The sequence below is a fragment of the Burkholderia sp. Tr-862 genome, assembly GCF_011753085.1.
GTDB lineage: Bacteria > Pseudomonadota > Gammaproteobacteria > Burkholderiales > Burkholderiaceae > Burkholderia > Burkholderia ambifaria.
This window is the reverse complement of sequence record NZ_VWWG01000034.1, coordinates 14,544-34,181: the sequence shown is the minus strand read 5'-3', so window position 1 is coordinate 34,181 and position 19,638 is coordinate 14,544. Positions and strand designations below refer to the sequence as shown.

At 67.5% G+C, this 19,638-nt stretch carries 16 protein-coding genes and 1 pseudogene; 5 read left to right on the top strand and 12 right to left on the bottom strand.

Going from position 1 to position 19,638, the window contains the following annotated elements; genetic code table 11:
• Positions 1-50: 50 nt before the first annotated feature.
• Entirely contained in the window at positions 51-404 is a 354-nt protein-coding gene (uraH, locus tag F3J14_RS13035; protein ID WP_012364099.1) for a hydroxyisourate hydrolase, read from the bottom strand.
• A 510-nt stretch (positions 405-914) separates the two neighbouring features.
• On the opposite strand from uraH, the gene F3J14_RS13030 reads away from it, so the two are divergent.
• Positions 915-2,327 carry an 8-oxoguanine deaminase gene (locus F3J14_RS13030; protein WP_166723329.1) on the top strand — a complete coding sequence of 471 codons (1,413 nt, stop codon included), beginning with the start codon at positions 915-917 and terminating at the stop codon, positions 2,325-2,327.
• 104 nt (positions 2,328-2,431) lie between these two features.
• Here the strand turns inward: F3J14_RS13030 and F3J14_RS13025 are convergent, their stop codons facing one another.
• Together F3J14_RS13025 and F3J14_RS13020 are read right to left on the bottom strand one after the other, a co-directional pair.
• Complete coding sequence (locus tag F3J14_RS13025) at positions 2,432-3,361, bottom strand: LysR substrate-binding domain-containing protein (RefSeq protein WP_006478550.1); 930 nt, start codon at positions 3,359-3,361, stop codon at positions 2,432-2,434.
• Positions 3,362-3,576: 215 nt separating this feature from the next.
• On the bottom strand, positions 3,577-3,786 hold the full coding sequence (locus F3J14_RS13020; protein ID WP_006755984.1) for a dodecin: 210 nt from the start codon (positions 3,784-3,786) through the stop codon (positions 3,577-3,579).
• Positions 3,787-3,928: 142 nt separating this feature from the next.
• Between F3J14_RS13020 and F3J14_RS13015 the strand changes: the two genes are divergently transcribed.
• Entirely contained in the window at positions 3,929-4,822 is an 894-nt protein-coding gene (locus tag F3J14_RS13015; RefSeq protein WP_166723328.1) for an NAD(P)-dependent oxidoreductase, read from the top strand.
• A 77-nt stretch (positions 4,823-4,899) separates the two neighbouring features.
• Here F3J14_RS13015 and F3J14_RS13010 read toward each other — a convergent pair whose 3' ends face one another.
• The 4 genes from F3J14_RS13010 to F3J14_RS12995 all read right to left on the bottom strand — a co-directional run bounded on the left by F3J14_RS13010 (position 4,900) and on the right by F3J14_RS12995 (position 8,326).
• The gene (locus F3J14_RS13010; protein WP_027784713.1) at positions 4,900-5,346 is read right to left on the bottom strand and encodes a hypothetical protein; all 447 of its coding nucleotides are present in this window, start codon (positions 5,344-5,346) and stop codon (positions 4,900-4,902) included.
• 346 nt (positions 5,347-5,692) lie between these two features.
• Positions 5,693-6,124, bottom strand: coding sequence for a large conductance mechanosensitive channel protein MscL (mscL, locus tag F3J14_RS13005; RefSeq protein ID WP_006752022.1), 432 nt, complete (start codon positions 6,122-6,124; stop codon positions 5,693-5,695).
• Positions 6,125-6,373: 249 nt separating this feature from the next.
• The gene (locus tag F3J14_RS13000) at positions 6,374-7,567 is read right to left on the bottom strand and encodes a tetratricopeptide repeat protein (protein ID WP_166723327.1); all 1,194 of its coding nucleotides are present in this window, start codon (positions 7,565-7,567) and stop codon (positions 6,374-6,376) included.
• A 78-nt stretch (positions 7,568-7,645) separates the two neighbouring features.
• Positions 7,646-8,326, bottom strand: a complete 681-nt coding sequence (locus F3J14_RS12995; protein ID WP_006752024.1) for a PspA/IM30 family protein — start codon at positions 8,324-8,326, stop codon at positions 7,646-7,648.
• Between the two features lie 437 nt (positions 8,327-8,763).
• On the opposite strand from F3J14_RS12995, the gene F3J14_RS12990 reads away from it, so the two are divergent.
• Positions 8,764-11,283 carry a penicillin-binding protein 1A gene (locus F3J14_RS12990; RefSeq protein ID WP_166723326.1) on the top strand — a complete coding sequence of 840 codons (2,520 nt, stop codon included), beginning with the start codon at positions 8,764-8,766 and terminating at the stop codon, positions 11,281-11,283.
• A gap of 68 nt (positions 11,284-11,351) precedes the next feature.
• Here the strand turns inward: F3J14_RS12990 and F3J14_RS35655 are convergent.
• From F3J14_RS35655 to mfd, 4 genes and pseudogenes are all read right to left on the bottom strand, one after another.
• A pseudogene (locus tag F3J14_RS35655) lies at positions 11,352-11,537 on the bottom strand (DUF3574 domain-containing protein); the annotation flags it as partial.
• A 190-nt stretch (positions 11,538-11,727) separates the two neighbouring features.
• The gene (locus F3J14_RS12980; RefSeq protein WP_166723324.1) at positions 11,728-12,747 is read right to left on the bottom strand and encodes a threonine/serine dehydratase; all 1,020 of its coding nucleotides are present in this window, start codon (positions 12,745-12,747) and stop codon (positions 11,728-11,730) included.
• Between the two features lie 62 nt (positions 12,748-12,809).
• Positions 12,810-14,030, bottom strand: a complete 1,221-nt coding sequence (argE, locus tag F3J14_RS12975; RefSeq protein WP_166723323.1) for an acetylornithine deacetylase — start codon at positions 14,028-14,030, stop codon at positions 12,810-12,812.
• A gap of 96 nt (positions 14,031-14,126) precedes the next feature.
• Positions 14,127-17,597, bottom strand: a complete 3,471-nt coding sequence (gene mfd / locus F3J14_RS12970) for a transcription-repair coupling factor (RefSeq protein ID WP_166723322.1) — start codon at positions 17,595-17,597, stop codon at positions 14,127-14,129.
• 108 nt (positions 17,598-17,705) lie between these two features.
• Between mfd and ispD the strand changes: the two genes are divergently transcribed.
• On the top strand, positions 17,706-18,416 hold the full coding sequence (gene ispD / locus F3J14_RS12965; RefSeq protein ID WP_105785531.1) for a 2-C-methyl-D-erythritol 4-phosphate cytidylyltransferase: 711 nt from the start codon (positions 17,706-17,708) through the stop codon (positions 18,414-18,416).
• A gap of 29 nt (positions 18,417-18,445) precedes the next feature.
• A complete protein-coding gene (gene ispF, locus F3J14_RS12960; RefSeq protein ID WP_166723321.1) occupies positions 18,446-18,931 on the top strand; it encodes a 2-C-methyl-D-erythritol 2,4-cyclodiphosphate synthase in 486 nt (161 codons plus the stop codon).
• A 168-nt stretch (positions 18,932-19,099) separates the two neighbouring features.
• On the opposite strand, the gene F3J14_RS12955 is transcribed toward ispF, so the two are convergent.
• Entirely contained in the window at positions 19,100-19,627 is a 528-nt protein-coding gene (locus F3J14_RS12955) for a carboxymuconolactone decarboxylase family protein (protein ID WP_006752031.1), read from the bottom strand.
• Positions 19,628-19,638 lie beyond the last annotated feature (11 nt).

The window sequence follows — 19,638 nt, the reverse complement described above, 5'->3', positions numbered from 1 at the left end:
ACTCCTCCAGACTCAGATCGTTATCTTTGATGCGGGCGCCGATGCGTGTGTCAGCTGCCGCGATAGGTGCTGTACGACCACGGCGACACGAGCAGCGGCACGTGGTAGTGCGATGCGGTGTCGGCGATGCCGAAGCGCAGCACGACGCGGTCGACGAAGCGGGGCTCGGGCACCTTCACGCCGAGCGACGCGAAGTAGTCGCCGGCGTGGAATACGAGTTCGTATTCGCCGGCGGCGAGCGCGGCGCCTTCGAGCAGCGGTGCGTCGCAGCGGCCGTCGCTATTGGTCAGCACGGTCTTGATCGCGCGGCGCGATTCGCCGTCCAGCGCGTAGAGGTCCACCTTGATGGCAGCGCCGGGACGACCGTGCGCCGTATCGAGTACGTGGGTAGTGAGCTTTCCCATTCGCAATTGTCCTTGTGTGAATGCGAGGTTCGGCGGCGACTCGATCCATTGACTGTGCGGCGGATCGAGGCTCCACGTCACGTGGCTACATACCCGTCGGCGAGATTGAAGCGAGCGCCGTGCAGGCATTGTAAAAAGGTTCCCCGCGCAAATACGGGCGCGATATCAAAGATAATGCGCCGCGCATGAACCGCTGTCGACGGCACGCCGGGAGCGGCCGGCGGCCCGCGATTCCGGGGCCTCGCGCCCCGTGCGCGGCGTACCATATCGAAACCGTGAAGCGCGGTATTCGGGATCGCGCATTGTGCGCCGCGCGCGCTTGGGCGATGCTGCCGCCGTGCGCGTCGGGCCGTGAGCCCGCGCGCACCCCGAAGACGGCATGCACGCCGGGTAACCGGGCCAGCGCGTTCGAACGGACGCAGGCACCGGGGCGTGCCGCGAATCAGCGTTCGAACGGCTTTGTGAACGTCACCGGGAGCGGCTCCCGGGGCAGAACGACGCGGAGAACGCATGAATCTCGAGCAGCACGCCGGCGCACGCGCGCCACAGCCATCCTCATCCCGCCCGAAAACCCTGCTGGTCAAGCACGCCGACGTGCTCGTGACCATGGACGACACGCGCCGCGAACTGCGCGACGCGGGGCTCTATATCGAAGACAACCGGATCGTCGCGGTCGGCCCGAGCGCCGAGCTGCCCGATCGCGCCGACGAAGTGCTCGACCTGCGTGGCCACCTGGTGATCCCGGGGCTCGTGAACACGCACCATCACATGTACCAGAGCCTCACGCGCGCGGTGCCGGCCGCGCAGAACGCCGAACTGTTCGGCTGGCTCACGAACCTGTACCGGATCTGGGCGCACCTGACGCCCGAGATGATCGAGGTGTCGACGCTGACCGCGATGGCCGAGCTGCTGCAGTCGGGCTGCACGACGTCGAGCGACCACCTGTACATCTACCCGAACGGCAGCCGGCTCGACGACAGCATCGGCGCCGCACAGCGGATCGGCATGCGGTTTCACGCGAGCCGCGGCGCGATGAGCGTCGGCCAGCGCGACGGCGGGCTGCCGCCCGACTCGGTCGTCGAGCGCGAGCCCGACATCCTGCGCGACGCGCAGCGCCTGATCGAGACCTATCACGACGAAGGCCGCTACGCGATGCTGCGCGTGGTCGTCGCGCCGTGCTCGCCGTTCTCGGTGAGCCGCGGCCTGATGCGCGACGCGGCCGTGCTGGCCCGCGACTACGGCGTGTCGCTGCACACGCACCTGGCCGAGAACGTCAACGACATCGCGTACAGCCGCGAGAAGTTCGGCATGACGCCCGCCGAATACGCGGAAGATCTCGGCTGGGTCGGCCACGACGTGTGGCACGCGCACTGCGTGCAGCTCGACGATGCGGGCATCGCCCTGTTCGCGCGCACCGGCACCGGCGTCGCGCACTGTCCGTGTTCGAACATGCGGCTCGCGTCGGGCATCGCGCCGGTGAAGAAGATGCGTCTCGCGGGCGTGCCGGTCGGGATCGGCGTCGACGGTTCCGCGTCGAACGACGGCGCGCAGATGGTTGCGGAAGTGCGGCAGGCGCTGCTGCTGCAGCGGGTCGGCTTCGGGCCCGACGCGATGACCGCGCGAGAAGCGCTCGAGATCGCGACGCTGGGTGGCGCGAAGGTGCTGAACCGCGACGATATCGGCGCGCTGAAACCCGGCATGGCCGCGGACTTCGCCGCGTTCGACCTGCGCCAGCCGCTGTTCGCGGGTGCGCTGCACGATCCGGTCGCGGCGCTCGTGTTCTGCGCGCCGTCGCAGACGGCGTACACGGTGGTGAACGGGAAGGTGGTGGTGCGGGAAGGCCGGCTCGCGACGCTCGACCTGCCGCCCGTCATCGAGCGCCACAACGCCCTTGCGCACGCCCTCGTGGAGGCGTCGCGCTGACGCACGGGCGCGGGGCTCACGCCGCGCGCGGCGGATTAGGCGCGGCGGTGGTTACGGCCGCCAGGCCGTACCGCCACGGCACGGCCGGCGCGCGCTGGGCGCCATCAAGCCTCGATCAGCGTGCGGGTCGCTTCGGCGACGAGGCTGCGCAGCCAGCGCACTTCGTCGGAATAGTGGCAGCGTTCGTGCCACAGCTGGTAGTACTGCATCGGCGGGAAGTCGAGCGGCGCCGGCACGACCGACAGCGGCAGGAACTTCGCGTAATGATCGGCGAACAGGCGCGTCGTCGTGAAGATCAGGTCGGACTTCACCAGCACGTACGGTGCGAGGTTGAAGTACGGCAGCGTGACGACCACGTGGCGCTTGAGCCGCTCGCGCGCGAGGTGCACGTCGATCGCGCCGCGCTGGCCGACCGAGTACGGCGTCGGCGCGAGATGCGGCGCGTTCAGGTACTGGTCGAGCGTGAGCCCGCCGCGCTTCGCGAACGGGTGCGTGTTGCTCATCAGGCAGACGATTTCGTCGACGAACAAGTTCGACAGGTGCAGCTGTTCGGGCGGCTCGGGCCAGTTGCCGACGACGATGTCGAGCTTGCCGTCTTCCAGCGCGAGCTCGTAGTCGAACGCGGGGCCGAGCGAGTGGAACTCGAGCGTCGCATTCGGCGCGGCCAGGCGGAAGCGTTCGACGACGGTCGGCACGAACAGCACGTTCAGGTAGTCGGGGCAGCCGATCCGGTAGCAGCGGATCGACGTGGCCGGGTCGAAATTGTGCTGCTGGAACTTGATGCGCTCGATTTCACGCAGTGCGTTCTGCACCGGTTCGAGCAGGCGCAGCCCGTATTCGGTCGGGACCATGCCGGACTTGCCGCGCACGAGGAGCGGGTCGCCGGTGATGTCGCGCAAGCGCCGCAGCGCGGCGCTGATCGCCGGTTGCGACTGGTTCAGTTTGACGGCCGCGCGCGTGACGCTGCGTTCCATCAACAAGGTGTGCAAGACGCGCAAGAGGTACGTGTCGATCGCCTCGCGTTGCTGACTCATGATATCTCCGTTTATATGTCCGGGCTGATCGAGGGGGCGTAGGGGTATATGGTTTTTAATATGAACGAAAACCAGCGTCAAGAGATGGATACCCGCAGACGCCCGCCGGCCGGGCCTCGACACGGGGCCCGAACGGAGCGCAATGCAGGCGGGCGCGGCGCCGCGCGGATGCGCATTGCACGCATCCGGTGGTCAGGGGCACCGCGCGCGGTGCGTCAGTCGTCGATGCGCATGCCGACTTTCAGCGTGACCTGCCAGTGGATGACCTGATCGCCTTCGATGTGGCCGCGTGTTTCGGTCACCTGGAACCAGTGCAGGTTGTGCAGCGTCTTGCCGGCTTTCGAGATCGCGTTGCGGATGGCGTCGTCGCACGATTGCCGCGACGAGCCGGTCAGTTCGATCAGCTTGTAGACGTGGTCGCTCATGATGCGCTCCCTGGTATGTCCGTATGTGGTCGGTATGGCCGGCGCGAGCGGCGGGCCCGAAGCGGCACCGCGCGTGTCCGGCTTCTTGAGTGATAGGTATGATGGGCGGCAAGTGCAACCTCAATTGGAGACGGGGAACATCGTGGAAGTCGGATTTTGCGGACCGGGATTGATGGGCGCGCCGATGATTCGGCATTTGCTGGCGGCGGGCCACCGGGTCAGCGTATGGAACCGGACGCGCGGCAAGGCCGAGGCGCTTGAAAAAGACGGCGCGCAGGTGGTCGACACGCCGCGCGAACTGGCCCAGCGCGTCGACACGGTGTTCATGTGCGTGCTCGACGGCCGTGCGGTCGGCGACGTCGTGTTCGGCGAGCACGGGCTCCTTGCCGGCGATGCGAAGGCGCGCCGCTTGAAGCGCATCGTCGATCATTCGAGCATTCCGCCTGCCACGACGCGCGACTACGCGGCGCGCGCGGCCGCGCTCGGCGTCGGCTGGATCGACGCGCCCGTATCGGGCGGCGTGCCCGGCGCGCAGGCCGGTACGCTCGCGGTGATGGCGGGCGGCGGCGCGGCCGACCTCGACGCGGTGCGGCCGCTGATCGACGCCTACGCGTCGCGCATCACGCACATGGGCGACGCGGGCGCGGGCCAGACCGCGAAGCTGTGCAACCAGGCGATCGTCACCGCGACGGTGACCGCGATCGCGGAAGCCGTCGGCCTGGCGCAGGCGAGCGGCATCGACGCCGCGCGTCTGGCCGATGCGCTGGCGGGCGGGTGGGCCGACTCGGTGCTGCTGCAGACCTTCGTGCCGCGCATGACGTCAGGCGGGCATCCACCCATGGGTGCGCTGAGCACGTTCCAGAAGGATGTCGATGCGATCGCCGACGCCGCGCGCGACACGGGCGCGGTGATGCCCGTATCGGCCACGGTGCAGCAGGTGCTGCGGCTGGGCGCCGCGCAGGGGCTCGCCGGCGCCGATTTCGCCGCGTTTATCGACATCGTCCGGCCCGGCAATGGGCGCGGGACGGCACAGTGATTGCGCGGCGGCCGTGAAGCGGGAAGCCTGAATGGCCGATGGGCCGCCCGGAGGCGGCCCATCGTGTCGGTGTCGGTTCAGCCGAGGGAGCGCGGTGTCGTGTCGCCGGCGTTCTGGCGTCCGAGGCCGCCGCGCAGGCTCGCCTTCGTGCCCGCACCAAATTCGGGCAGGATGCGCGCGCGGGCGCGGCTCGCGAACACGAGGAACCCGAAGCCGTTCGCCTCGTACCAATATCCGCCGTTCTCGAGTCCGTCGAGCGGCTGTTCGAGCGCGTTGGCGATCGATTCGATGCAGCGCTTGCGCAGTTCGGCGATGGCCGGATAGGGCGGCTGTGCGCCGCGCACACTGCACAGGAGCACGTCGAGACCGGGCAGCACATGCGCGTAGAGGACGGGTTCGTCCTGCGCACGAGCGCGGGCAATCTTGGTGTCGAGCTGCGCAAACGGTTTCGAGTGGCGCAATACCGCGAGGAATGACTCCTGGCCATCCTGCTGCGCCCGTCGACGTTTTTTCGGGAAGGACATAAACACTCGCCTCAAAAACAATTGCAAGAAATGCGGCACTTTCATGCGACCCACTCCCGGCTATGTACGCCGCATGTCGATCCTTTATAGCACACGAAAATGCTGCACTCGTGCGGTACGACGATCAATGTCTCCCGTCGACCCGCTTGCCACGATGATCGACACAGCCAGCGTCTTGGCGCCCGTACTGTCGTTTAGTCTCCATCATAGACCTGCTTTTCCCGCGCGTGCATTCGTGCGTCACAAAAAAATGAGATAAGCCTCGCGCGGCGGCGTCCGACGTGTGGCACGCGCATGAAAAAGGCCCGCATTGTGCGGGCCCGGCAGACGCAGCGTGGCGCGGTGCTCAGCGTTGCTTGAGCGAATCGCGGATCTCGCGCAGCAACACGATGTCTTCCGGCGTCGCGGCCGGCGCGGCTTCTTCCGGCTTGCGCAGCTTGTTGATGAATTTCACCATCAGGAAAATGATGAACGCGAGGATCACGAAGTTGATCGCCACGGTGATGAACGAGCCGTAGCCGAATGCGGCGACGCCCGCGGCCTGCAGGTCCTTGAACGAATCGGGATTACCCTTGAACGACGGGGGGATGGTGCCGAGCAGAACGAACTTGTTCGAGAAATCCAGACCGCCGGTCAGCACGCCGATGACCGGCATGATGAGGTCTTTCACGACCGAGTCGACGATCTTCGAGAACGCGCCGCCGATGATCACGCCGACGGCGAGATCCATCACATTGCCTTTGACGGCGAACTCCTTGAATTCCTTGATTATGCTCATGAGCGGCTTTCTCCTGGTTGGGGCGAGGGGAAGGCGTGCCGCGACGCGCAGGGCTGCGAAACGTCGGATGGGATCGGAGGCACGCCGATGGCCGCATGATAGCGAACGTGCCCCATTGCCGGTAGCCCATCTTGAAATGATTGACAAATCCGCGGCCGGCGATCCGGCGGCCGGCGCGAGTGGCAATGAAAGGAGGCGCGGCGTGAGAGGCGGGCGTCGCGCGATGTGTCGACGCCCGCGTGCGAATGCTCAGGTGTTGTCGTCGGTCCAGCCGTCGTCGTTGCTGCCGAGATCGACACCGCCGCCGCCGTTGCCGTCGCTCCAGTTCGAATTGTCGCCGCGACCGAAGTCGAAGCCCGGATCGTTGTTCTCCTGGCGCCGGCGCTGGTCGTCGACGATCACGTCGCGCTCGACCACGCGCTCGCGGCCGCCCGACATCGCTTCGCCGAGCAGCACGCCGGTCAACAGCCCGCCCATCCCGCCGCCGAAACCACCGCCTTGCTGGACCACGACGGGCGGCTGCTGTTGCGGATACGGTTGCGGGGGATACGGCTGTTGCGGGTATGGCTGTTGCTGATACGGCTGACCTTGCATGCCGGTCATGCGATCGGCTTCCTGCGCATACACCGAGCCGCTGCCGTTCGCCGGCGCCGCGGGCTGCGCGCCAGGATCGGGGCGGCCTTCGACGCGCGCCTTCACGCTCGCATGCCGCTGCTCGAGTTCGTCGATGCGATATGGCGGCACCGGGTTCTTGCCATTCGACAGTGTTTCGACGAGCGTGCGTGCATCGGTCTCGATGCCTTCGAGCTCGCCGGTGAGCGCTGCGGCGCCGGGCGCCGTCGACAGCTTCGCGTCGAGTTTCAGCGGACGAATGTCGTTCAGCACGTCGGTCGCGCGCTTCAATTGCGTGCGGCGTTCGTCGTCGGCGCGACCGTCGTCGGCCGAGCGCGCGCGCCGCAGCGTCCAGCGCAGCACCAGCGCGATGATCGCGATGATCAGCGCGATGCCGATCCACATGCCGGTCGACGGACCGTGTTTCGCGACCGGCGCCGCCGGTGCGAGCGATGACTGCAACGAACCGGTCTGCGTGGCCGACGGTGTGTTGCCGCTCACGCGCGCGGCGTCCGCGCGGATGCGCGATTCGGTCTGCGCGAAGTGCGACGCATCAGTGAAGCGCAGTTGCGGATCGAGCGATTTCGCCTGCTGCAGTTGCGCGAGCGCGTCCGACGCGCGGCCTTCGCGGTCCAGCACCTGTGCGTACAGGTAGCGCGCATGCGCGTTGTTCGGATGGGCGTCGATGACTTGCGACAGCTGCGTGTCGGCGCGCTGCCAGTCGCGCTGTGCGATCGACTGCTCGACTTGCTGCAGCGACGGGACTGCAAATGCGGCGGACGACAGCAGCAGCAGCAGCGAGAAGCCGAGTGCGGCGAGAGATTTCTTCATGGTCGAACCGGGCGCGAACGCCCGTCTCCTGACGATCGATGCGCGCCGCGAGCCGGGCGGGCCGCGGCGCGGTTGCCGTTACTGCGCGGGCGTGTCGAGCTGCTTCTTCAGCGCGGCGAGGCGGTCTTCCACCGACGGGCCCTTGTTCAGCGCGGCGAGCTTGTCCTCGAGCGCCTTGCCGCTTGACGTGTCGGCCGAGTTCAGGCGGGCGTCCGAGCGCGCGTTCTGCAGCGCGACCTTGTCCTCGAGCTTCTGGAAATCCTCGGACAGGTTCTTGCCGCCGATGCCGCCGAGTGCGCTTGCCGCGACATCCTTCGCCTGCGCGATTTCGTGCTTCGCCTGCAGGATGTTCGAGCGTGAGTTCAGGTCGTTGCGGCGCTGGCGCATGTCGGCGATCTGCCCCTTCAGCTTGTCGACCGACGGTTCGAGCGTCGTCAGCTCGGCCGCGAGTGCATCGCGCTCGGCTTCCGCGTTCGATTGCGCCGCGAGCGCCTCGCGTGCGAGTGCTTCGTCGCCGGCCTGCAGCGCGCGCTTCGCGCCGTCTTCGTACTTCTTCACCTTGTCGTCGGCCGCATCGCGCTTGCTGCGCTGGGTCGCGACTTGTGCCTCGATCTCGATCAGCGAATTCTCGGCACGGCCGATGCTGTCGTCGAGCTCCCGCACGATCTGCCGTGCGTCGCGCGACGGATCCTGTACCGAGTCGGCCGCATCGTTCAGCAGGCCTTTGATCGTGCGCGAAATAGAGTCGAAAAGCGACATGAAATCCTCCGTGGTTGAAAGGTGCCGCGTGAGCGGCAGTACCCGTCGCGAATCGGTTCCGACCCGCGTGAGCCGGCGGATATTACACCGCCGCCTCCTTAAATACGGCTTAAGCGCTGGAGTTCAAGCGCCATGCGTGCGCCGTATTCGAACCTTTCGCGTTTGAAAGCCACGCCGCGGCACGCGCCGGGCTGCGTGTCCATGATAGGCGGAGCATGCCGCCAATACGTTCTGCAAATCACGACCGTGCGGGAATTTTTACAAAAAATCGCGAAGTCAATCGGTCGATTTCATTAAAATGCGCTGTCACGTCGCGGGAACGGATCGCCGCGCGGCGCGGTCTGTCGACGTGACAGTTGCCACGATGCACCCACTCTGATTCATCCGCTTGCATTTCCGCATGCGTCCGAGGGCGCCACGCCGCCTGCCATTCCGACATGCCAATTATCAAACGACCGTCTTCTTCTTCCGACCGGAACGAACCCCACTACACATTGCGCCGTTCGCCGTCGGGAGCCTACTACCCCGATGACGACAACGGCGACGACGATCGCCGCACGCAGCGCCGTGGAGGCGGGGGCGGCGGCGGCCGCTCGTTCGGTTCGCGCGTCGCGCTGTGGTTCGTCGGGCTGTTCGCGACGCTCGCGATCGTCGGCGCGCTGATCGTCGGCTATGCACTCGTCGTGATGGCGCCGCAACTGCCGTCGCTCGATGCGCTGACCAACTACCAGCCGAAGGTGCCGTTGCGTGTGTTCACCGCCGATCACGTGCTGATCGGCGAGTTCGGCGAGGAGCGCCGCAGCCTCGTGCGCTTCCAGGACATTCCCGACGTGATGAAGAAGGCCGTGCTCGCAATCGAGGACTACCGCTTCTACGAACACGGCGGCGTCGACTTCCTCGGCATCCTGCGCGCGGGCGTGGCCGACCTGATGCACGGCGGCGCGCGCCAGGGCGCGAGCACGATCACGATGCAGGTCGCGCGCAATTTCTTCCTGTCGAGCGAGAAGACCTATACGCGCAAGATCTACGAGATGCTGCTCGCGTACAAGATCGAGAAGGCGCTGACGAAGGACCAGATCCTCGAGCTGTACATGAACCAGATCTACCTGGGCCAGCGCTCGTATGGCTTCGCGGCTGCCGCGCGCGTGTATTTCGGCAAGGACCTGAAGGACATCACGCTGGCGGAAGCGGCGATGCTCGCGGGGCTGCCGAAGGCGCCGTCCGCGTACAACCCGGTCGTCAACCCGAAGCGCGCGAAGGTGCGTCAGGAATACATCCTGAAGCGCATGCTCGAGATCGGCTACATCACGCAGCCGCAGTACGACCAGGCGGTGAAGGAGGAGATCCACGTGCGCACGCCGGGCAACCAGTATGCGGTGCACGGCGAATACGTCTCCGAGATGGTGCGCCAGATGATGTACGAGCAGTACAAGGACGAAACCTATACGCGCGGGCTGACCGTCACGACGACGATCAACTCGGCCGACCAGGAAGCGGCGTACCAGGCCGTGCGTCGCGGCATTCTCGATTACGAGCGCCGCCACGGCTATCGCGGGCCGGAAGCCTCGATCAACCTGCCGGCGGCCGGCGACGAGCGCGACGAGGCGATCGACGACGCGCTCGCCGATCATCCGGACAACGGAGATCTGCAGTCGGCGGTGGTGCTGGCGGCCTCGCCGAATGCGGTCGAGGTGCAGTTCGTCGGCGGCGCGACGACGACGATCGGCCCGGCCGGGCTGCGCTTCGTGTCGGCCGCGCTGAGTCAGCGCGCGAATGCCACGCTGCGGATCAAGCCGGGTTCGATCGTGCGCGTGCTGAAGGACGGCAAGACGGGCTGGCAGGTCGTGCAGCTGCCGCAGGTCGAAGGCGCGCTCGTCGCGATCGCGCCGCAGGACGGTGCGATCCGCTCGCTCGTCGGCGGCTTCGACTTCAACAAGAGCAAGTTCAACCACGTGACGCAGGCGTGGCGCCAGCCGGGCTCGTCGTTCAAGCCGTTCATTTATTCGGCTTCGCTCGACAAGGGCCTCGGACCGGCGACGATCATCAACGATGCACCGCTGTACTTCCCGCCGAGCGTGCCGGGCGGCACCGCGTGGGAGCCGAAGGACGACGACCAGCCGGACGGCCCGATGTCGATGCGTACCGGCCTGCAGCGTTCGAAGAACCTCGTGTCGATCCGGATCCTCGCGTCGATCGGCACGCAGTACGCGCAGCAGTACGTGACGCAGCGCTTCGGCTTCGATCCGGCGAAGACGCCGCCGTACCTGCCGATGGCGCTCGGTGCGGGCCTCGTGACGCCGCTGCAGCTCGCAACCGGCTATGCGGTGTTCGCGAACGGCGGCTACAAGGTCGATCCGTACCTGATCGCCGAAGTCGACGACGCGCACGGGCAGGCGCTGCAGAAGTCGCAGCCGGTGGTGGCCGGCGGCACGGCGCCGCGCACGATCGAAGGTCGCAACGCGTACGTGATGAACAGCCTGCTGCACACGGTCGCGACGGCCGGCACGGGCGCGGGCACCAACGCGCTCGGCCGCAGCGACCTGCAGGGCAAGACGGGTACGACGAACGATGCGAAGGACGGCTGGTTCGCCGGCTACCAGCAGTCGCTCGTCGCGGTGGCATGGATGGGCTTCGACCAGCCGAAGAGCCTTGGCAGCCGCGAATTCGGCGCGCAGCTCGCGCTGCCGATCTGGGTGAACTACATGCGCACCGCGCTGAACGGCGTGCCCGAGCAGCAGATGCCGATGCCGGACGGCCTGACGACGGTCGACGGCGAGCTGTACTACGCCGATCGCACGCCGGGCAACGGCTTCGTCGGGAGCGTGGACATCAACCCGGCCGAGAACGCGATCAGCGCGAACGACGCACTTGGCTCGGCCGGCACGGCCGGGCTTGCGCCGCCGCCCGTCACGCAGCAGGAGAAGCAGCAGATCATGGACATGTTCGAGAACAAGTAAGCGATACGCGGATGTTTCGCATGCGACGGGCGCCTTCGGGCGCCCGTTTTTTTTGCCTGTCGTCGTGGTCAGCCGGGGAGGGCGATTCGGAATGGCGCGCAGGCCGGGACGCACGTGATGCCGACCGATTCCTGCCGTTGGCGCGCGCGGTACGCGTGCCGGATCGCCGTGAATCGTACGTGCATATCGGCAGTATCGTCGGCGACGATACGGACCACGAAACTCGCTTCGCGGATGATCCGGCCGGTGCGGCGAGCCGTGCGATGGCCGCGGCGGCGCCACCCCGCGGCACGTGTGCTCGGCGTCGTCGTCTGCCTATTTCGCGTCCGGCACGCTTCGCGCGGGTAAAACGCTGCGCGCTCAACCACTTGCGTGCTTGTCTGGCGGGTTATCAACAGGGCTGTCAACATAAACTGGGGATAACCCGGAGCACCTTGCGCAGGTTCAGTGCTGCAGTTTCGCGTGCGCGAGATGCATGCCGAGTGTCGCGGGGTCGGTATTCGTGCCCGACAGCAGCACGCCGACGCGCTTGCCCTGCAAGGTCTCGCGCAGCGGGCCGAGCAGCGCCGCGAGCGCCGCTGCGCACGCCGGTTCGACCGACAGCTTCAGGTGCGAGAACAGGAACAGCATCGCCGCGCGCAGCGCGTCGTCGGACACCGTGACGATGCGGTCGATGTGGCGCCGGCACAGCTGGTAGCTGTATTCCTCGGTGTGCGGCGCCATCAGCGAATCGGCGATGGTCTGCATCGCGCTCATCTTGATCGTGTGATTCGCCGCGAAGCTGCGGCACATCGCGTCGGCGCCTTCCGGCTCGACGCCGTACACGTGCACGCGCGGATTCGCGAGCCGCAGCGCGGTCGCCATGCCGGCCGCGAGCCCGCCGCCGCCGATCGGCACGATCACCGCGTCGAGATCGGGCGTCTGCGTCGCCCATTCGTAGCCGAGCGTCGCGGTGCCGAGAATCGTGTGATAGCCGTTGAACGGATGGATGAAGAAGCGGCCTTCCTCGGCCTCGATCCGCCGCACGAGGTCGAACGCCTGCGACGCGCTGCCGGCCAGCACGACTTCCGCGCGGTACTGCTTGCACTGCGCGATGCGCGTCGGGCTCGCGGTATGGAACATCACGACCTTCGCACTGCTGCCGAGCCGCATCGCCGCATACGCGACGGCCGCCGCATGATTGCCGGCCGAGACACACGTGACGCCGGCGTTCTTGCGTGCTTCGTCGAGTGCCAGCAGGTGCGTGAACGCACCGCGCGCCTTGAAGCTGCCGCTCGCCTGCAACAGTTCGAACTTGAAGTTGACGTGCGTGCCCTCGAGGGACGGCAGGTCGGCGCGCTCGAACACCGGCGTGCGCGCGACCCACGGCGACAGCGCGAAATGTTGCGCGGCGATTTCGTCGAGCGTCGGAATCGGCTCGCCGTCGATCGTCGTATGGGCAGTGCCCTGTTGTTCAGTCGACATGACGTGGCGGGTGGCGGGGGTGGGGCCGGCCCGCACACGCAGGCCGGCGTGGCGGGGGGCAGTCAGTGTGCGTCGACCGACATGCTGCGGATGAACTTGCGCAGGAACTGCTCGCAGGCGGCGAGCTGCGCGAGCTCGACATATTCGTTCGGCTTGTGCGCCTGCTCGATGTTGCCGGGCCCGCACACGACGCTCGGGATGCCCGCGCGTTCGAACAGGCCGGCCTCGGTGCCGTATGCGACCTTGCGCTTGTCCTGGTCGGCCGTCAGCGCGCGCACGAGCTGCGTGATCGCGGCCTGTTCCGTTGCGTCGAGGCCGGGTGCTGCCGCGATCTTCGAGAACTCGATCGCCGCGTTCGGATGTTCGCGCAGCATCTGCGGCAGCAGCGTTTCCTGTGCATACGCTTCGATGCGCGTGAAGATCTGCTCGGGATCGAGCGTCGGCAGGTTGCGGAACTCGAAGTCGAACCGGCATTCGGCCGGCACCGTGTTGATCGCGTTGCCGCCCTGGATCGTGCTCGTCTGCGCGGTCGTGAACGGTACGTCGTACAGCTCGTCGAACGGGCCTTCGGCACGGAAGCGCTCGGCGATGTCGCGGATGTGGCAGATGAGGCGCGCGGCGTATTCGATCGCGTTCAGGCCCTTCGGCGTCAGCGACGAGTGCGCGGCGTGACCGCGCACGCAGCAGCGGTACGCGTTGATGCCCTTGTGCGCGATGATCGGCCGCATGCTGGTCGGCTCGCCGACGATGCAGCCGGACGGCTTCACGCCGCGCTTGACGAGATCGGCGATCAGCAGCGGTGCGCCCGCGCAGCCGATTTCCTCATCGTAGGACAGCGCGAAATGAATCGGCTTCGCGAGCTTCATCGCCTGCATCTCGGGGAGCAGCGCGAGCGCCGTGCCGATGAAGCCCTTCATGTCGCAGGTGCCGCGGCCGTACAGGCGGCCATCGCGGATTTCCGGCGCGAACGGGTTGCTGTCCCACTGCTGGCCGTCGACCGGCACGACGTCGGTGTGCCCCGACAGCACGATGCCGCCGTCGGTCGAGCCGTCGTGCGCGGGCACGGTCGCGAACAGGTTGGCCCAGCCTTCGCGCGGATCGTGTGTGAGCGTCGACACGATGCCCTTCGCGGCAAGCGCGTCGCGCACCGCTTCGATCAGGCCGAGGTTCGGTACGCGGCTCGTCGTGTCCATCGACACCAGCTGCTTGATCCAGGGCAGGCTGACGAGCGAAGCGTCGCCTTGGTCGGCGGCGGACGGCGCCGTCGCGTCGAGAGTGGACATGGCAAAACTCCGTCTGAGGAATGGGAAAATCATACTCAAAAACGCGTCGGCCCGCCTTCGCCGGCCGCGATGCGGTGCAGCATCGCGGCCGCGTCGTCAGCGTGCCGCGCTCGCCGCGTCGGCGCGCGGCGCGAGCGCGCGCAGCGTTTCCTTGATCGTCGACACGCGGATCGCGAGATCGGGCGAGCGCGTCTCGATGCGCAGCTTGTCCTGGCCCGCGAGCTTGATGTGCCGGTGCTTCTGCACCATTTCGATGATGCGCATCGGATCGATTGGCGGGTTCGGCTCGAACTGCAGCCCGATCGCGGCCTCGCTCGCGTCGATCTTGACGATGCCGAGCGGCTTCGCGGCCAGCCGCAGCCGATGCGTCTCGACGAGTGCGTGCGCCTGCGGCGGCAGCTTGCCGAAGCGGTCGATCAGCTCTTCCTGGATGCCGTCGATCGCGTCGCCGTGCTCGCAGTTCGCGAGACGCTTGTACAGCGACAGCCGCTCCTGCACGTCCGCGCAGTAGTCGGCCGGCAGGATCGCGGGCGCATGCAGGTTGATTTCCGTCGTCGCGGCGAGCGGTGCGGTGAGGTCGGGCTCCTTGCCGTTCTTCAGCGCCTTCACCGCGTCGTTCAGCATGTCGGTGTACAGCTGGAAGCCGATCTCGTGGATCTCGCCCGACTGCTTGTCGCCGAGCACCTCGCCGGTGCCGCGGATCTCGAGGTCGTGCATCGCGAGATAGAAGCCCGAACCGAGTTCCTCCATCTGCTGGATCGCCTCGAGCCGGCGCTGCGCCTGCTTGGTCAGCGACTGCGGATCGTGGACCAGCAGGTACGCATACGCCTGGTGGTGCGAACGGCCGACGCGGCCGCGCAGCTGGTGAAGCTGCGCGAGGCCGAACTTGTCCGCGCGGTGCATGATGATCGTGTTCGCGCTCGGCACGTCGATGCCGGTCTCGATGATGGTCGTGCACAGCAGCACGTTCGCGCGCTGCGCGACGAAATCGCGCATCACGCGTTCGAGTTCGCGCTCGTGCATCTGGCCGTGCGCGATCACGATGCGCGCTTCGGGCACGAGTTCCTCGAGCATCGCCCTGCGGTTCTCGATCGTCTCGACCTCGTTGTGCAGGAAGTACACCTGGCCGCCGCGTTTCAACTCGCGCAGCATCGCCTCGCGGATCACGCTTTCTTCCTCGCGGCGCACGAAGGTCTTGATCGCGAGCCGCTTCTGCGGCGCGGTCGCGATCACCGAGAAGTCGCGCAGCCCCTCGAGCGCCATCCCGAGCGTGCGCGGGATCGGCGTGGCGGTCAGCGTCAGCACGTCGACTTCCGCGCGCAGCGCCTTCAGCGCTTCCTTCTGGCGCACGCCGAAGCGGTGTTCCTCGTCGATGATCACGAGGCCGAGGCGCTTGAACTGCACGTCCGACGACAGCAGCTTGTGCGTGCCGATCACGATGTCGACGGTGCCTTCGTTGATTTGCGCGATCGCCGCATTCACTTCCTTCGTGGTCTTGAAGCGCGACAGCTCGACGATGCGCACCGGCCAGTCCGCGAAGCGGTCGACGAAGGTCTGCGTGTGCTGCTCGGCGAGCAGCGTGGTCGGCGACAGCAGCGCGACCTGCTTGCCGCCCATCACCGCGATGAACGCGGCGCGCAGCGCGACCTCGGTCTTGCCGAAGCCGACGTCGCCGCACACGAGGCGGTCCATCGGCTTGCCGCTCGTCATGTCGCCGATCACGGCCGCGATGGCCGCGGCCTGGTCGGGCGTTTCCTCGAAGCCGAAGCTCTCCGCGAACTTCACGTAGTCGCGCGGCTCGAGCGCGAACGCATGGCCCTCGCGGGCCGCGCGGCGCGCGTACAGGTTCAGCAGCTCGGCCGCCGTGTCGCGAATCTGCTGCGCGGCCTTGCGCTTAGCACGCTCCCACTGGCCCGAGCCGAGCGCGTGCAGCGGTGCGCTGTCGGGATCGGCGCCGCTGTAGCGCGAGATCACGTGCAATTGCGCGACCGGCACGTAGAGCTTGCTGTCGCCCGCGTATTCGAGGTGCAGGAATTCGGTCTCGCCTTCGCCGAGATCCATCGACACGAGGCCCATGTAGCGGCCGATTCCGTGCTGCGCATGGACGACCGGGTCGCCGACCTTCAGCTCGGACAGGTCGCGCACCATCGCGTCGACGTTGCTCGCCTGTTCCTGGCGGCGGCGGCCCGCGCGCCGGCCGAGCGCGCCGTACAGCTCGGTTTCGGTGACGATCGCGTAGCCTTCGCCCGGCACCGCGAAGCCGCTCGCGAGCGGCGCGACACCGAGCGCGAACGGTGCATCGCTTTCGAGCCAGCCCGCGAAGTGATCGTTCGACGCGGGGCGCAGGTGATGCTCGGCGAGCAGTTGCAGGATCGTTTCGCGGCGGCCGGCCGATTCGACCGTCAGCAGCACGCGCTTGCCTGACGATTCGACGAACGTGCGCAGCGCGGCGAGCGGATCGTCGGCATGGCGATCGACCGTGAGCTCGGGCAGGCCCGTCGCCCAGCCGCCGGCCGGCTGCGCGGGCAGCACGACGCGCGCGAACGGCTTCGCGAACGCGAAGAAATCCTCGTCGGACAGGAACAGGCGCTGCGGCTCGAGGATCGGCCGCTCGCGGTCGTGCGCGAGGAACGCGTGGCGCTGCTTCGTATCGGCCGTGAAGCGGCGGATCGACGCTTCGAGATCGCCGGTGAACACGAGGTGCGCGTCCTGCGGCAGGTAGTGGAACAGCGTGGCCGTCTCGTCGAAGAACAGCGGCAGGTAGTACTCGATGCCGGCCGACGGCACGCCGTTGCCGATGTCCTTGTAGATCGGCGCGCGGCTCGGGTCGCCTTCGAAGGTCTCGCGCCAGCGGCTGCGAAAAGCCGTGCGCGCGGCTTCGTCGAACGGAAACTCGCGGCCGGGCAACAGGCGCACGTCGCGAACCGGGTAGAGGCTGCGCTGCGTATCGGGATCGAACGCGCGGATCGAGTCGACCTGGTCGTCGAACAGGTCGATCCGGTACGGCAGCGGCGAGCCCATCGGGTACAGGTCGATCAGCGAGCCGCGCACGCAGTATTCGCCGGGCCGCACGACCTGGCTCACGTGTTCGTAGCCGGCCAGCGTGAGCTGCGCCTTCAGCTTCGCCTCGTCGAGCCGCTCGCCCTGCGCGAACGCGAAGGTGTACGCGGCCATGAACGACGCGGGCGGCATCCGGTACAGCGCGGTGGTCGCGGGCACCAGCAGGATGTCGCAGCGGCCCTCGCCGAGGTCGTGCAGCGTCGCGAGGCGCTCGGAGACGAGATCCTGGTGCGGCGAGAACGTGTCGTACGGCAGCGTTTCCCAGTCCGGCAGCAGGCGCACGCGCGCATCGGGCGAGAAGTAGCGGAGTTCCTGCGACAGCCGCTGCGCGTCGACCGCGTTCGCGCAGATCACCGCGAGGAGCGGGACCGCGGCGCGGTTCTCGGCGAGATAGCGGGCGATGGCGAGTGCGTCGGCGGAGCCGTGCGTGCCGTCGAAGGCGAACCGCTGGCCCGGTTTGACGCGGGCGACGGGCGAGGCGAACGGGATGGAAGCGTTGTCTGGCATAGGGACGGCAGGGGTGGCGGGCACGGGCGCGGCGCGGTGCGCCGGTCGAGACGAAAGACCTATTATAAAATCCGCTTCTCGATTTCATCTTTCCGGCGTTTCCACTTCGTGACTCCCCGACTTTTCGCCCTGATTCCTTGCGCCGGCACGGGCAGCCGCTCCGGTTCGGCCGTGCCGAAGCAATACCGCACGCTGGCCGGCCGCGCGCTCCTGCATTACACGCTCGCCGCGTTCGACGCGTGCAGCGAATTCGCGCAGACGCTCGTCGTCCTCGCGCCCGACGACACGCACTTCGACGCGCGCCGCTTCGCGGGCCTGCGCTTCGCGGTGCGCCGCTGCGGCGGCGGCTCGCGGCAGGCGTCGGTGCTCAACGGGCTGCTGGGGCTGGGCGAATTCGGCGCGACCGACCAGGACTGGGTGCTCGTGCACGACGCCGCGCGCCCCGGCATCACGCCGGAGCTGATCCGCACGCTGGTCGCGGCGCTGAAGGACGATCCGGTCGGCGGCATCGTCGCGCTGCCGGTGGCCGATACGCTCAAGCGCGTGCCGGCCGGCGGCGACGCGATCGCCCGCACCGAGTCGCGCGACGCGCTGTGGCAGGCGCAGACGCCGCAGATGTTTCGCATCGGCATGCTGCGCGACGCGATCCTGCGCGCGCAGCGGGAAGGGCACGACCTGACCGACGAGGCCAGCGCGATCGAATGGGCCGGTCATACCCCGCGCGTCGTGCAGGGCAGCCTGCGCAACTTCAAGGTCACGTACCCGGAAGATTTCGCGCTCGCCGAAGCGATCCTCGCGCGCGCCACGAACGCTTCCTGACTTTCACCTCATCTCACACCGGAATACGCATGGATTTCAGAATCGGACAAGGCTACGACGTGCACCAGCTCGTCCCGGGGCGCCCCCTCATCATCGGCGGCGTGACGATTCCGTACGAACGCGGCCTGCTCGGCCATTCGGACGCGGACGTGCTGCTGCACGCGATTACCGACGCGCTGTTCGGCGCGGCGGCGCTCGGCGACATCGGCCGCCATTTCTCCGATACCGACGCCGCGTTCAAGGGGGCGGACAGCCGCGTGCTGCTGCGCGAGTGCGTCGCCCGCATTAAGGCGGCCGGCTTCACGATCCAGAACGTCGACAGCACCGTGATCGCGCAGGCGCCGAAGCTCGCGCCGCATATCGACGGGATGCGCGCGAACATCGCGGCCGATCTCGGGTTGCCGCTCGAGCGCGTGAACGTGAAGGCGAAGACCAACGAGAAGCTCGGCTACCTCGGCCGCGGCGACGGCATCGAGGCGCAGGCCGCCGCGCTGCTGGTGAAAGCGGGCGCGTGAGCGCCTAATGCCGGTTTGACGCCGGCCCGAAGCGGCGCGCAGGTTGCGCCGCCGCAATGAAAAATGCCACGCGTTTGCGTGGCATTTTCGTTTCTGGCCCGGGGCGGCGGATGCGGCGGATGCAGCATCGACGGGCCGCCGCACCGCGCTGCCGGCCGCGCGGTGCGCTTACTCGCCTTCGGCGGCGATCACCTGCGCGGCGGCGTTGATCACCGACGCGATGCGGCCGACGTCGCGCAGCTGCGTCGTCGTCATCCCTTGCTCGTTCTTCAGCAGCGCATAGTGCGACTTCACGCAGAAGTGGCACTTGCCGACGATCGACGCGGCGAGCGCGTACATCTCGAACCGGCGCTTGTCGACGCCGCCGTGCGACGCATACGCGCCCATCCGCAGCTCGGCGCGCTGCGTCTTCAGGTCGGCGTCGTCGGCCATCTCGACATACGGATACCAGGTGTTGTTCATCCCCATCAGCGCGGCCGCCGTCAGCACGGCGTTCGTCTCTTCGGGCGACAGCACGCCGGCTTCACGGATCGTCTTCACGAGCACGGTGCTCTTCGCCGCGACCGCCGCCGCCAGCGCCACGCCGACCGCATCGTTGCCTTCGAGCGACGAGCGCGAGATCGTGCCGTCGAGGTTCAGGCGAATGTCCTTCGCGTAGTCGGGGATACGTGCCTTAATCGAGTCGATGAATTCCATTGATATCTCCT